Source organism: Spirillospora sp. NPDC052242, from assembly GCF_040679555.1.
In the GTDB taxonomy this organism is placed as follows: Bacteria; Actinomycetota; Actinomycetes; order Streptosporangiales; family Streptosporangiaceae; genus Spirillospora.
On sequence record NZ_JBFAUZ010000020.1, the window covers coordinates 1 to 12,772 of the forward strand.

Below are 12,772 nucleotides of genomic sequence, written 5' to 3' on the forward strand. Positions count from 1 at the left end.
CTGTTCTACGACGCGCGCCACGCCGCCGAAGGGGGCTACACCGGGCGGCTGATCCCCGGGGCCCTGGTCTACGTGCTCGCCGAAGGGCGCGTCCGGGCCGGTCTCGCCGGTCCGGACCCGGACGACCGTGTCGACCGGGACCGCCCAGACCTTGCCGTCGCCGATCTTGTCGGTGCGGGCGGCCTTCACGAGCACGTCGATGATGTCGTCGGCGTCCTCGCTGTCCACCAGCACCTCGATGCGGAGCTTGGGCACCAGGTCGACCTTGTACTCGGCGCCCCGGTAGACCTCGGTGTGGCCCTTCTGCCGGCCGTAGCCGCTGGCCTCGCTGACGGTCATGCCGCGCACCCCGAACGTCTCGAGGGCCGCCTTGACCTCGTCCAGCTTGAACGGCTTGATCACCGCGGTGACGAGCTTCATCCCCGCACCTCTTCCCTGGTCTCGTCCTGCGACTCCTGCGCCGCATCCTGGTGCACGGGCGGGACGGCCGCGGCCGTGGCGCCCGATCCGGCGCGGACGGCGCCGAAGTCGTAGGCGGTCTCGGCGTGCGCGGTGCGGTCGATGCCCGCGAGCTCGTCGTCCTCGCTGATCCGGAAGCCCATCACCAGGTCGATGACCTTGGCGATCACGAAGGTGACGACGAACGAGTAGGCCAGCGTCGCGACGACCGCGAGGGCCTGCTTGCCGAGGAGGCCGAGGCCGCCGCCGGCCAGCAGCCCGTCCGCGCCGGCGTCGTTGACGGCCGTGGTGGCCACGATGCCGATCAGCAGGGCGCCGACGATGCCGCCGACCAGGTGGACGCCGACGACGTCGAGGGAGTCGTCGTAGCCCAGCTTGTACTTGAGGCTGACCGCGAAGGCGCAGATCGCCCCGGCGATGAGCCCGATGGCGATGGCGCCGAGCGGGGTGACGAACGCGCACGCCGGGGTGATCGCGACGAGCCCCGCGACGATGCCGGACGCGAGGCCGAGCGTGGTGGACGAGCCGTCCCGCAGCTTCTCGACGATGATCCAGGCGAACGCGGCGGCGCAGGTGGCGACGATCGTGTTGATGAACGCGACCGCGGCGGTCGAGCCGGCCGACAGCGCGGACCCGGCGTTGAACCCGAACCAGCCGAACCACAGCAGCCCGGCGCCGAGGAGGACGAACGGGAGGTTGTGCGGGCGCATCGGGTCCTTCGGCCAGCCCTTGCGCTTGCCGAGGACGAGCGCGAGCGCGAGGGCCGCGACGCCGGCGTTGATGTGCACGACGGTGCCGCCCGCGAAGTCGAGGGCGCCGAGCTCGAAGATCCAGCCGGCCTGGCCGCCCTCCTCGCCGTCCGACCACCACACCCAGTGCGCGATCGGCAGGTACACGAGCGTCACCCAGACCGGGATGAACAGGACCCAGGCCCCGAACTTGGCACGGTCCGCGACGGCGCCGCTGATGAGCGCGACCGTGATGATGGCGAACGTCGCCTGGAACGCGACGAACACCAGCTGCGGGATGCCGCTGCCGTCGTCGGCGGTCGCGACGTTCTCGAGGCCGACCAGGCCCCAGTCGCCGAATCCGCCGATGAACGAGCTGAGGGATCCGCCCGACGTGAACGCGAGCGAGTATCCGTACACGACCCAGACCATGCCCGCGACGGCGATCGAGACGAAGCTCATCATCATCATGTTGAGCACGCTCTTGGCCCGGCTCATGCCCCCGTAGAAGAAGGCCAGGCCCGGTGTCATCAGGAGGACGAGCGCGGTGCTCGTCAACATCCATGCGGTGCTTCCGCTGTCGACTGTCATCTCTGCCAGTGCCCCTCCTCGCCGGGGAAAACGAACTGTTCAGAGATTGGGCCTCGGCCGTTTCGCTCCGGGGGCTCTCGCGTTTCCGCGGTGTGAAATGGGCACCGGCCATGTTGCCGGTCTGTTTCCGACGCCTCACAGGCGCGTTCCGGCGGCTGTGAGGGCCGAAAAGGCCCGAAATCCCGCGTGTCCCGGGAAGGAAGGAGCCCCGCGCGCCGGGGCGGGCGGGGCTCCGAGGGGTACGGGACCCGGGGGTCAGTCGCCGAGGATCGCGTCGACGAACGCCTCCGGTTCGAACGGCGCCAGGTCGTCCGGGCCCTCGCCGAGCCCGACGAGCTTCACCGGGACGCCGAGTTCGCGCTGCACCTGGACGACGATGCCGCCCTTCGCCGTCCCGTCCAGTTTCGTCAGGACGACGCCGGTGACGTTGACGACCTCGGCGAACACGCGGGCCTGCTGCATGCCGTTCTGGCCGGTCGTGGCGTCCAGGACGAGCAGGACTTCGTCGACCTGGGCCTGCTTCTCCACGACGCGCTTGACCTTGCCGAGCTCGTCCATCAGCCCGGTCTTGGTGTGCAGCCGGCCGGCGGTGTCGACGATGACGACGTCGACCTTGGTGTCGATGCCCTGCTTGACGGCGTCGAACGCGACGCTGGCCGGGTCGGCGCCCTCGTCCTTGCGGACGACCTGGGCGCCGACGCGCGTGCCCCACGTCTCGAGCTGGTCAGCGGCGGCGGCGCGGAAGGTGTCGGCGGCGCCGAGCAGCACGGTGCGGCCGTCGCCGACGAGGACGCGGGCGAGCTTGCCGCAGGTGGTGGTCTTGCCGGTGCCGTTGACGCCGACGACCATCAGCACGGCGGGCCGTCCGCCGTGCGGGCCGGTGTTCAGCGAGCGGTCCAGGTCGGGGCCGATCTGCTTGACCAGCTCCTCCTTCAGCAGCGCCCGGACCTCGGCGACGTCGCGGGTGCCGAGGACCTGGACGCGCGTGCGCAGCTCGTCGGTGACCTGCGAGGCCACGGCGGCGCCCATGTCGGCGGTGATGAGGGTGTCCTCGATCTCCTCCCAGGCGTCGTCGTCGAGGGTCTCGCGCGACAGCAGCCCGAGGAGGGTCTTGCCGAAGGCGTTCTGGGAGCGGGCGAGCCGGGCGCGCAGCCGGACGAGGCGGCCCGCGCCGGGCGGCGGCTTCTCGATCTCGACCGTGGGCGGCGGGGCGGGGGCCTCCGTGGGCGGCGCCCGTTCGAGCGTCGGGGCCGTCCCCTCCGCCTCGTCGACGGCGGTCGCGCCGCCGCGCCGCTCCTCCGTGGGCTCCTCGGCGGGCGGCCGCGGCTTGATGCGGCCCGGCCGCAGCAGCAGGAAACCGCCGACGATCAGGCCGACGACGACCAGCACGGCGATGAGGATCAGGTATTCCATTCCCATAACGCCCCCAGTTTTCCAGACCGGCGCGCCGGTGCCGAACACGCTGTACCGGACGCGCGACCGCCCCGCCGCGCGCCCGGTCCCGAACGCACGTGATCAGCCCCGGAGTCGTGGCGGCTCCGGGGCTCCTCCCGGGACAGATGCCCGTTCGGAGCCCTCCCACTCGTCGACGTTGCGCAGCAGCGCCTCGAGGTAGGTGCGCAGGTGGTTGCGGTAGACGTCGCTGTAGGTGCGCAGGTAGGCGATCTCGCGCTCCAGGCGGTGCCGCTCGTCCGGGTCCATGTCACCGCCGGACCCGCCCCCGGACGGCGCCGCGGGTGCGGCGGGCGCCGGTTCGGCGGGCGCGGGGGCCCGTTCGGCCTCGCGCACGGCGGCGTCGGCGATCGCGGCGGCGCGGCGGTGGGCCTCCTCCAGCATCTGCTCGGCGCGGCCCTTGGCGTCGGACAGGATCGCCTCGCGGTGCAGCCGGGCCTCGTGGGCCAGCTCGCGCGTGTACCGCTCGGCGTCGGCGACGTAGAGGTCGGCGGTCTGCTGCGCCTGGGACAGGATCCGGACGGCCTGGAAGTGGGCGTCCTGGGGCGCCATCACGCCCGGGCCGCCGGCCCCCTGCCCCGGGTCGGCGCCGCCCGCGGCGGCCGAGCCGACACGGGCGCGCAGCCGGTCGACCTCCTCGGCCAGCGCCGCCTTCTCGCTGAAGATCTGGACGAGTTCCCGCTCGACGTACTGCAGGAAGTTGCGCACCTGGTCCTCGTCGTACCCGCGGCGGCCCAGCGCGGCCCGCGCGAACACCACCGACTGGAGTTCGCCCGGGGTCAGCCGCGTCCCCTGGGAGACGACGGGAAGGTTCGGGGAGTTCAACGGGGTCACCTCTCGGCGTCTGCGAAGGATTCCAGCCTGATGCGCGCGCGCTCGACGCCGAGCTGGACGAGCCGCTCGACGGTGCCGCGCACCATCTCGGCCGATCCGCACACGTAGGCGTCGTGGCCGGTCCAGGGGCCGCGGCGGGCGACGACGTCGGCGACGGTCCCGTGCTCGACGCCGTCACCGCCCTCCCGGAACAGGCCCGTCGGCCCGGCCTGGGGCGTCCCCGACTGGAGCAGCGTGGAGAAGCCGTGCCCGGCCGCCTCGTCCGACACGGCGGGCACGACGGTCAGCCAGGGCAGGTCCCCGGCCTTCTTGGTCAGGTCCTCGAGGTCGTAGAGGCCGTCGCGGTCGCGGGCGCCGAAGAACAGGTGCACCCGGGGCGGCGACGGCCGGCCGGCGATCTGCTCGAGGATCGCCTTGAGCGGCGCGAGTCCGGTGCTGCCCGCGACGAGCAGGACGTCGCGGGAGGACGACTCGTCCAGCGTGAGCGTGCCGATCGGGGCGCCCATCCGGACGCGGTCGCCGACCTGCGTCCCGCGCACCAGCACGGGGCTGACCGGGCCGCCGTCGACCAGCCGGACGTGGAAGTCGACGGTGTTGTCGGGGCGCGGCGCGTTGGCCGGCGAGTAGTAGCGCCAGTGCCGCAGCCGGGAGGGCACCTCCAGCGCCACCGACTGGCCGGGCAGGTACGGGAGCGGCCGGTCGGGCTGCACCCGCAGGACGCTGATGTCGAAGCGGCGGCGCTCGACGCCGACGACCTGCCCGTTCCACCACGCGGGACGGCTGAGGGCGTCCTCGTCGGCGGCCTCCAGCATGACCTTGGCGACGAGGCTGTAGGCGGCGTTCCAGTCGCTCTCGAGGTCGTCGCTCCAGGCGGGGCCGGAGAAGTGCCGCAGCGTGGTGAGGAGGCTGGCACCGACGTGCGGGTAGTGCTCGGCGATGATGCCGAACCGGCGGTGGTCGCGGCCGAGCTGCTGCAGGAACGGGACGAGGCTCGGCAGGTCGTCGACCCGCGCCACGATCGTCCCGAGGGCGCGCAGGAGCTTGTCGCGCTGGCCGGTCATCCCGATCGGGAACATGTCGCGCAGGTGCGGGTTGCGGACGAACAGGTCGGCGTAGAAGAAGAGCGCGACGGAGTCTCCGTGCCGCGCGACCTGCGCGAAGCTGTCCTTGAGGCGTTGTGCGTCCACGGTGGTGGGAGCCGGTCGGACGCCGTCAGGCGACGGGCTCGGCGGCGGCCTCCTGCATGACCTGGGCGACGACGCCGTAGGCGGCCGTCCAGTCCCGCTCCAGGTCCGCGTTCCACGCCGGGCCGCTGAAGTGGGCGAGGGTGGCGATCAGGCTGGCGCCGACGTGCGGGTAGTACTCGGCGGCGACGCCGAACCCGGTGTGGCGGCGGCCGAGGTCCCGCAGGTACGGGACGAGTTCCGCCTCGTCGTCCACGGACTCCACGATGTGCGACAGCGCGGTCAGCAGCTTCTCGTGCTGCTTGGCCATCGCGCCGCTGAACAGCGACCTGAGCTGCGGGTTCTTCTCGAACAGGTCGGCGTAGAAGTACTCCGCCACGTCGATCCCGTTGCCGCCCACGAGGGCGAAGTTCTCCTTGAGACGCCGCGCGTCCATGGCACACCTCTCCAGTGGTCCTCCGTCCCGGGCGGGGTGTCCGGAATGAGGGGTCCCGAGAACCACGGGGCACATGCGTAGTGGATCGAATCGGCGGGACACAAGCCCGCGACCGTCGCGGCGCGATCACCGTCCGTACCAATTAATGTGAGACTTATTCGGCATTTTCGGCGCGGCCGTCCCGCATCGCGCACGGTCCTGCGGTGATGGCCGCGGGACCGCCGCGCCGCCCCGCGCGCATCGCGCGCCCGCATTGCTAGGGACAGAGTGATTTTCCCCGCAGAACAACGAACATCCGCCCGCCAATTCAGACATTCCGGAAATGCCTTTTCGGACGGCGACCCGCGCCGGAACGTGTGCGCCCCGCGGCCCTAGTCGTCCTCGCGGAGGCGCTGGCTAACCACCTGCGTGACGCCGTCGCCGCGCATGCTCACGCCGTACAGGGCGTCCGCGCCCTCCATCGTCCGCTTCTGGTGCGTGATGATGATCAGCTGGGACGACTCGCGCAGCTCCTCGAAAACGGTGATCAGCCGCTGGGTGTTGGTGTCGTCCAGCGCCGCCTCGACCTCGTCCAGCACGTAGAACGGGGACGGCCGGGCCTTGAACACCGCGACCAGGAACGCGATCGCGACCAGGGACCGCTCCCCGCCCGACAGCAGCGACAGCCGCTTCACCTTCTTGCCCGGCGGCCGCGCCGCGACCTCCACGCCGGTGGCCAGCATGTCCTCGGGCTCGGTGAGCGACAGGCTGCCCTCGCCGCCGGGGAACAGCCGCGCGAAGATCCGCTCGAACTCGCGGGCGGTGTCGGCGTAGGCGGCGCCGAACACCTGCTGCACCCGCTCGTCGACCTCCTTGACGAGGCCGAGCAGCTCGCGCTGCGTCTTCTTCAGGTCCTCGAGCTGGGAGTTGAGGAACGCGTGCCGCTCCTCCAGCGCCGCGAACTCCTCCAGCGCGAGCGGGTTGACCTTGCCGAGCTGGTTGAGCTGCCGCTCGGCCGTCTTCGCGCGCTTCTCCTGCACCGCCCGCTCGTACGGGACGGGCGCCGCCTCGTCGCCCGCGTCCGGACCGGGCGGCACGGGGACGTCCGGCCCGTACTCGCCGACGAGCGCGTCGACCTCCAGCCCGAACTCGTCCATCGCGCGCTGCTCGAGCTGCTCCAGCCGGAGCCGCTGCTCGGCGCGCGCCACCTCGTTGCCGTGCACGACGTTCACGAGGCGCTCCAGCGTCGCCGACAGCTCCCGCACCTGGTTCCGGACGACCTTCAGTTCGGCCTCGCGCGCCGCGCGGGCCTCCTCGGCCGCCTCGCGACGCCGCACGGCCGCCGCCAGCGACAGCTCGATGCGCTCCAGCGCCGCCCGGGCGCCCGCGAGGACGGCCTTGGCGACGCGGGCCTGCATCTCGCGGCGGGCGCGGCGCTCGGCGGCGCGGGCCCGCTCCTCGCGCTCCCGGCGGGCGCCGCGCTCCAGCGCGTCGGCGCGCCCCGCGATGGCCTGCACGCGCTCCTCGGCCGTCCGGACCGACAGCCGCGCCTCCATCTCGGCCGACCGCAGCTCCTGGACGCGCGCGTTCAGCTCGTCGCGCGCCTCGGTGTCGTGCCCGGCCTCGTCGGCGACGTCGGCGGCCTCCTCGGCCTCGGCGAGCCGCAGGGCCAGGTCGTCGGCGGCCGCCACGTCCTGCGCGAGGGACTCGTTCGCGGCGTCCAGCGACTTGGTGAGCCGCTCCGCCTCGCCGCGCGCGGCGCGGACGTCGGCCTCCAGCCGGGCGGCGCGCTTGGCCTCCTGCGCGGCCCGCGCCTCGAACTCCCGGACGCGCGCGCGGACCCGGTCGAGGTCGGACTGCGCCCGGTTCACCCCGGTCTGGGCCTCGGTCGCGGCGGCCTCCGCGGCCTCCAGCGCGGACTGCGCCGACTGCTCGGCCTCCGTCGCGGCGGCCAGCCCGGCCGCGGCGGTCTCGGCGGCGGTCTCGGCGGCCGCGAGGTCCTCGGCGGCCCGGTCGAGGGTCGTCCGCATCTCCAGCAGGCTCTGCGCGCCGCCCGCCGCGCCGCCCTGCGCCCAGTGCGCGCCGACGAGCTCCCCGTCGCGGGTGACGGCGCGCAGCGCGGGCTCCCGCCGGACGAGCGCGGCGGCGGCCGCGACGTCGTCGACGACCGCGACGTCGCGCAGCAGGTGCGCGAGGGCGTGCCGGACGCCGTCCGGGACGGTCACGGCGTCGATCGCGTAGTCGACGCCGTCGAGCCGCGCGGACGCGTCCCCGTTCGGCCCGCCGCCGACGAGCAGGCCCGCGCGTCCCGCGTCGCGGGAGCGCAGCAGCGCCAGCGCCGCCTCGGCGGTGTCCAGCGAACCGACCGCGACGGCCTCGGCCGCGTTCCCGAGCGCCGCCGCGACCGCCGTCTCGTACCCGGGCCGGACGGTCAGCAGCGACGCGACCGTGCCGAGCACCCCGTCGAGGGACCCGTCGGAACCCGCCTCCAGCAGCGCCTCGCCGCCGTCGGCGGCGGCCGACAGCGTCAGGTTCAGCGCCTCGATGCGCGCCTGCAGGGCCGTGACCTTCTTCTGCGCGGCCTGGTCGGCGCTGCGCGCCGCCGCGATGGCCTGCCGCGCCTCCTTGACGGCGCCGCGCGGCCCCGCCACCCCGTCGCGCGCCCGCTCGGCGGCGTCCTTGGCGGTGGCGAGCGCCTCCTGCGCGGCCTCGTGCTCGGCGGCCAGCTCCGGGTCGTCGACGACCTCCGCCTCGAACGCCTCGAACTCGGCGTGCGCGGTCTCGGCCCGCCGCTCCGCCTCGTCCCGCGCCTCGACGAGCCGCCCGATCTCGGACCGTCCCGCGGCTGCCTTGCTGCGCAGCGCCTCGACCCGGCCGCGCAGCCGCGCCAGCTCCTCGCGGCGGTCGGCGGCGGCGCGCGCGGCGGCCTGCAGCCGCCGCTCCTCGCCGGCGAGGGCCTCCTCGACGCCCGTCCGCTCCTGCACGGCGTCGGCGAGCCCGTCCTGCGCCTCGTCCAGGGCGGCGCGCAGCATCTCCTCCTGCTCGCGGATCTCGGCGGCCTCGCGCTCCATGTCCTCGGGGTCGCGCCCGCGCCGCTCGTCCTCCCGCGCCTCGGCGGCGTTGCGGTGCCGCTCCGCCGCGAGGTCGGCGACGCCGCGCAGCCGCTCCTGCAGCGCCGACAGCCGGTACCAGGTGTCCTGCACCTGCTTCAGCTTCGGCGCCGCGACGGCCTCCTCGGCCTCCAGCGCCTCCTCGCGCTCCTGCGCCTGCGCGAGCGCCCGCTCGGTCTCGGTGCGCCGCTCGCGGATCTGCGCCTCGTCGGCGGCCTCCTGCTCCAGCTTCGTGCGCAGCGCGACCAGGTCGTCCGCGAGCAGCCGCAGCCGCGCGTCCCGCAGGTCGGCCTGGATCACCGCGGCCTTCCGCGCGATCTCCGCCTGCTTGCCGAGCGGCTTCAGCTGGCGGCGCAGCTCGCCCGTCAGGTCCTGGACGCGGGTGAGGTTGCCCTGCATCGCGTCGAGCTTCCGCAGCGCCTTCTCCTTGCGCTTGCGGTGCTTGAGGACGCCCGCCGCCTCCTCGATCACCGCGCGGCGGCCCTCGGGACCCGAGTGCAGCACCCGGTCGAGCTGCCCCTGCCCGATGATGACGTGCATCTCCCGGCCGATGCCGGAGTCCGACAGGAGTTCCTGGATGTCGAGCAGCCGGCACGAGTCGCCGTTGATCGCGTACTCGCTGCTGCCCGACCGGAACATCAGCCGGCTGATCGTGACCTCGGTGTAGTCGATGGGCAGCGCGCCGTCGGCGTTGTCGATCGTCAGCACGACCTCGGCGCGGCCGAGCGGCGCCCGGTTCGCCGTGCCGGCGAAGATGACGTCCTCCATCTTGCCGCCGCGCAGCGACTTCGCGCCCTGCTCGCCCATCACCCACGCGAGCGCGTCCACGACGTTGGACTTGCCGGACCCGTTGGGCCCCACGACGGCGGTGATGCCGGGCTCGAACTTCAGCGTGGTCGACGACGCGAAGGACTTGAAGCCGCGCAACGTCAGGCTCTTCAAATACACGCGCTCGCCGTCCTCCTCCGGTCGGTGTGCCGGGGGACCGTCGGGACGGGGCGCGCGCCGCTCGCGGCGCCGGAGGGCCTCCCCCGCCGGGCCCGGTGCTCAGTCGCCGTCCCCGCTCGCGTCACGGGTCACGCCGCGCGGGGGCCGGGCATTCCGAGGAGGATACCGGTCGGCGCGACCGGTGACCTGCTGCCGCGCCGGTGACGTTGGGGCAAACTTTAGGGACGCCAGAACCCCGGCGTCCCTGTTCGATCGGTTCTGCGACGCCGATCAGGTCAGCGCCGGTTCACGGTCCTTCACCGCGAGCGACATCACGTCGTCTTCGTTCGCCGTCGCGAGCGCGTCGTTCTCCGCCTGGAGCCGTACGAGTTCGGCTTCCAGGTCGCGTACGCGCTGCTGAAGGCGCCGCATCTCCGCGACCATCCGGGGGTCGGGACCGCCGACGTGGCCGAGTAGAGCCTTCGCCATGACTAAAGGTCCTCCACGCTGAGCAACCAGCAGGGATCGCGCACGAGAAGCAACTGATGTTGGTGCGCGTATCGTCTAGAGTCGCACCGGCCGCTGTCCTGGTCAAGACGCACATCACAGGCCGGTAACAACCTTTCACCATCTAGTTTAGCAGGTACAAACCGGACTTCCCTACCCGGTCACCGTTCCTCGAAACCCTCGGCCGTCCCACGCGGCTCGCTCCACCGTTCCGTCACGCCCGTCACGGCGCCCGGACGGCCGGGGCCATCGGGCGGCAGCGCACCGGCGGACGCGGCGTCGGGGTGCAGCATCTCCAGGAGGCTGCGGCATTTCCCGCGCGGCCCCTCGGCCACCACTTCGACGCGGCCGTCGCTCAAATTCGACGCGCTCCCGACCAGGCCGAGTTCCAGCGCGCGCGCCCGCACCCACCAGCGGAACCCGACGCCCTGCACGCGGCCCCGCACCCATGCGGTGAGCCGCACCGCCTCGTCGTCGCTCATTCGCGTCCCCCCTCGTCGATCACGCGGTCGATCACGCGGTCGATCACGCCGGCGACCCCCGCCGACCAGGGAACCCTAGTACCGCCCGCGGCGCGGGCGCGGCTGGCACACGGGACAGCTGTAGGACGACCGGTTCATGAACTCGTCGCGCCGGATCGGCGTCCCGCAGCGGCGGCACGGCTCGTCCCGGCGGCCGTAGGCGTCCAGGGAGCGCTCGAAGTAGCCGCTGTCGCCGTTCACGTCGACGTACAGGCTGTCGAACGACGTCCCGCCGACCGCGAGCGCCGCGCTCATCACGTCCTGCGCGGCCTGGACGATCCGGGCCGCCTCGGCGCGCGTCAGCGTCTCCGTCGGCCGCGCCCAGTGCAGCCGCGCCCGCCACAGCGCCTCGTCCGCGTAGATGTTGCCGACGCCGCTGACCAGCGACTGGTCGAGGAGCGCGCGCTTGATCCCGGTCTTGCGGCGCCGCAGCGCCCGGTACAGCGCGTCGCCGTCGAAGGCCGCCTCGAGGGGGTCGGCGGCGATGTGCACGATGGGCGCGGGGACGAGCCCGGCGCCGTCCGGCGCGGGCTCGGCGGCGCCCGCGACGGCGTCGGGGACGAGGTCGGCGACCATCAGGTGCCCGAACGTCCGCTGGTCGACGAACCGCAGGTCGAGGGGGTCGGCGGCGGGGCCGGCGGTGAACGCGATCCGCACCCGCAGGTGCTTCTGCGGCTCCCGGCCCGGTTCGCCGACGAGCAGCTGCCCGCTCATCCCGAGGTGGGCCAGCAGCGCCTCGGACGGCGCCGCGCCCGGGCCGTCCGCGAGCGGCAGCCACAGGTACTTGCCGCGGCGGCGCGGCGCGAGGACGGTGCGTCCGGCGAGGCGCCCGGCGAAGTCGGCCGGCCCGGCCTCGTGGCGGCGCACCGCGCGGGGGTGCAGCACCTCGGCCTTCTCGACGGTCCGGCCGGTCGTCCAGCGGTCGAGGCCCCGCCGGACGACCTCGACCTCGGGCAGCTCAGGCACCGGTGAGCCCGGCGGGACGCGAACCCCGGCCGTTCCCCGCGCCGGACGCGGCACCGGCTCCCGTCCCGTCCGTCCCGGCGGCGGGCTGCTCGCCGGCGGCCGGGTCGGCGCCCGCCTTCTCGGCGTTCTCCCGCGCGGCGGCCATGTCGCGGATGGCGTTCCAGGCGGCCTCGGCGGCGTGCTGCTCCGCCTCCTTCTTGCTGCGGCCCTCCCCGGACCCGTAGGTCTCGCCGCCGACCCGCACCGACGCCCGGAACGTCTTCTGGTGGTCGGGGCCGCTCTCGGCGACGTGGTACTCGGGGACGCCGAGTTCCTCGACGGCCGTGAGCTCCTGCAGGGACGTCTTCCAGTCCAGGCCGGCGCCGAGGCCCGCCGAGCGGGTGATGAGGGCGTCGAACAGCCGGTGGACGAGCGCGGACGCGTCGTCCAGGCCCCGGTCGACGTAGACGGCGCCGATCAGCGCCTCGAGGGTGTCGGCGAGGATCGAGGCCTTGTCGCGGCCGCCGGTGCCCTCCTCGCCGCGGCCCAGCCGGATGTGCGCGCCGACGCCGAGGCCGCGCGCGACGCCCGCGAGCGCCCGCATGTTGACGACGGCGGCGCGCAGCTTCGCCAGATGCCCCTCGGGCAGGTCGGGGTGCCCCCGGTACAGGGTGTCGGTGACGACGAGGCCCAGCACCGAGTCGCCGAGGAACTCCAGGCGCTCGTTGGTGGGCAGGCCGCCGTTCTCGTACGCGTACGAACGGTGCGTCAGCGCGCGCTCCAGCAGCGCGTCGTCGACCTCGACGCCGAGGGCGCGGGTCAGTTCCGCGCGGTCGGGCGCGGGGTCGGACTTCTTGGCGCTCAACGGGCCCTCCTCGCAGGCCGTGCGCCGCGCGGACGCGCGGTCGCCTCGATGGCGCGCGGCCGGAAGGCCGGGGACGGCGGAGGGCGCGGCACGAGGACGGACGGCCCGGGGCCGTCCCGCACGGGGACGGACGGGCCGGCCGGGCGGGGCGGTCGCCCCGCGGCGAGGTCCGCGAAGACGAGGTGCGCGCCGGTTCGGCTGATCCCGGCGTGCACCACGGCTCCGGGCACGGGC

Annotated in this window: 11 protein-coding genes; all 11 read right to left on the minus strand. The window is 74.0% G+C overall.

The features are described from left to right. The coding region (locus tag AB0L25_RS17780; protein WP_500173298.1) for a P-II family nitrogen regulator at positions 1–420 on the minus strand (420 nt) is incomplete at its 3' end. Continuing rightward, the gene (locus tag AB0L25_RS17785) at positions 417–1,778 is read right to left on the minus strand and encodes an ammonium transporter (RefSeq protein ID WP_500173300.1); all 1,362 of its coding nucleotides are present in this window, start codon (positions 1,776–1,778) and stop codon (positions 417–419) included. The genes AB0L25_RS17780 and AB0L25_RS17785, both read right to left, overlap by 4 nt. A gap of 255 nt (positions 1,779–2,033) precedes the next feature. After that, positions 2,034–3,191 carry a signal recognition particle-docking protein FtsY gene (gene ftsY, locus AB0L25_RS17790; RefSeq protein WP_500173302.1) on the minus strand — a complete coding sequence of 386 codons (1,158 nt, stop codon included), beginning with the start codon at positions 3,189–3,191 and terminating at the stop codon, positions 2,034–2,036. 102 nt (positions 3,192–3,293) lie between these two features. Further along, complete coding sequence (locus AB0L25_RS17795; protein ID WP_500173304.1) at positions 3,294–4,055, minus strand: DivIVA domain-containing protein; 762 nt, start codon at positions 4,053–4,055, stop codon at positions 3,294–3,296. A gap of 5 nt (positions 4,056–4,060) precedes the next feature. Continuing rightward, positions 4,061–5,251 (minus strand): globin domain-containing protein, encoded by a 1,191-nt coding sequence (locus AB0L25_RS17800; protein WP_500173306.1) that lies wholly within the window; start codon positions 5,249–5,251, stop codon positions 4,061–4,063. 25 nt (positions 5,252–5,276) lie between these two features. Then, positions 5,277–5,684: a globin domain-containing protein gene (locus AB0L25_RS17805; RefSeq protein ID WP_500173308.1), complete on the minus strand. Its 408-nt coding sequence runs from the start codon at positions 5,682–5,684 to the stop codon at positions 5,277–5,279. Between the two features lie 371 nt (positions 5,685–6,055). Further along, positions 6,056–9,721 carry a chromosome segregation protein SMC gene (gene smc, locus AB0L25_RS17810; RefSeq protein ID WP_500173310.1) on the minus strand — a complete coding sequence of 1,222 codons (3,666 nt, stop codon included), beginning with the start codon at positions 9,719–9,721 and terminating at the stop codon, positions 6,056–6,058. Positions 9,722–9,991: 270 nt separating this feature from the next. Then, on the minus strand, positions 9,992–10,189 hold the full coding sequence (locus tag AB0L25_RS17815) for a hypothetical protein (RefSeq protein ID WP_026405305.1): 198 nt from the start codon (positions 10,187–10,189) through the stop codon (positions 9,992–9,994). A gap of 179 nt (positions 10,190–10,368) precedes the next feature. Next, positions 10,369–10,689, minus strand: coding sequence for an acylphosphatase (locus tag AB0L25_RS17820; RefSeq protein WP_500173313.1), 321 nt, complete (start codon positions 10,687–10,689; stop codon positions 10,369–10,371). A gap of 75 nt (positions 10,690–10,764) precedes the next feature. Beyond that, a complete protein-coding gene (gene mutM / locus AB0L25_RS17825; RefSeq protein ID WP_500173315.1) occupies positions 10,765–11,694 on the minus strand; it encodes a bifunctional DNA-formamidopyrimidine glycosylase/DNA-(apurinic or apyrimidinic site) lyase in 930 nt (309 codons plus the stop codon). Next, complete coding sequence (gene rnc, locus AB0L25_RS17830; protein WP_500173317.1) at positions 11,687–12,538, minus strand: ribonuclease III; 852 nt, start codon at positions 12,536–12,538, stop codon at positions 11,687–11,689. The genes mutM and rnc overlap by 8 nt, the downstream gene beginning before the upstream one ends. Positions 12,539–12,772: the final 234 nt, after the last annotated feature.

Excerpts from the sequence above, each read along its gene's own strand:
- AB0L25_RS17785 (WP_500173300.1), bottom strand. The coding sequence starts at position 1,778 with ATGACAGTCGACAGCGGAAGCACCGCATGGATGTTGACGAGCACCGCG.
- ftsY (WP_500173302.1), bottom strand. The coding sequence starts at position 3,191 with ATGGAATACCTGATCCTCATCGCCGTGCTGGTCGTCGTCGGCCTGATC.
- AB0L25_RS17805 (WP_500173308.1), bottom strand. The coding sequence starts at position 5,684 with ATGGACGCGCGGCGTCTCAAGGAGAACTTCGCCCTCGTGGGCGGCAAC.
- AB0L25_RS17815 (WP_026405305.1), bottom strand. The coding sequence starts at position 10,189 with ATGGCGAAGGCTCTACTCGGCCACGTCGGCGGTCCCGACCCCCGGATG.
- AB0L25_RS17820 (WP_500173313.1), bottom strand. The coding sequence starts at position 10,689 with ATGAGCGACGACGAGGCGGTGCGGCTCACCGCATGGGTGCGGGGCCGC.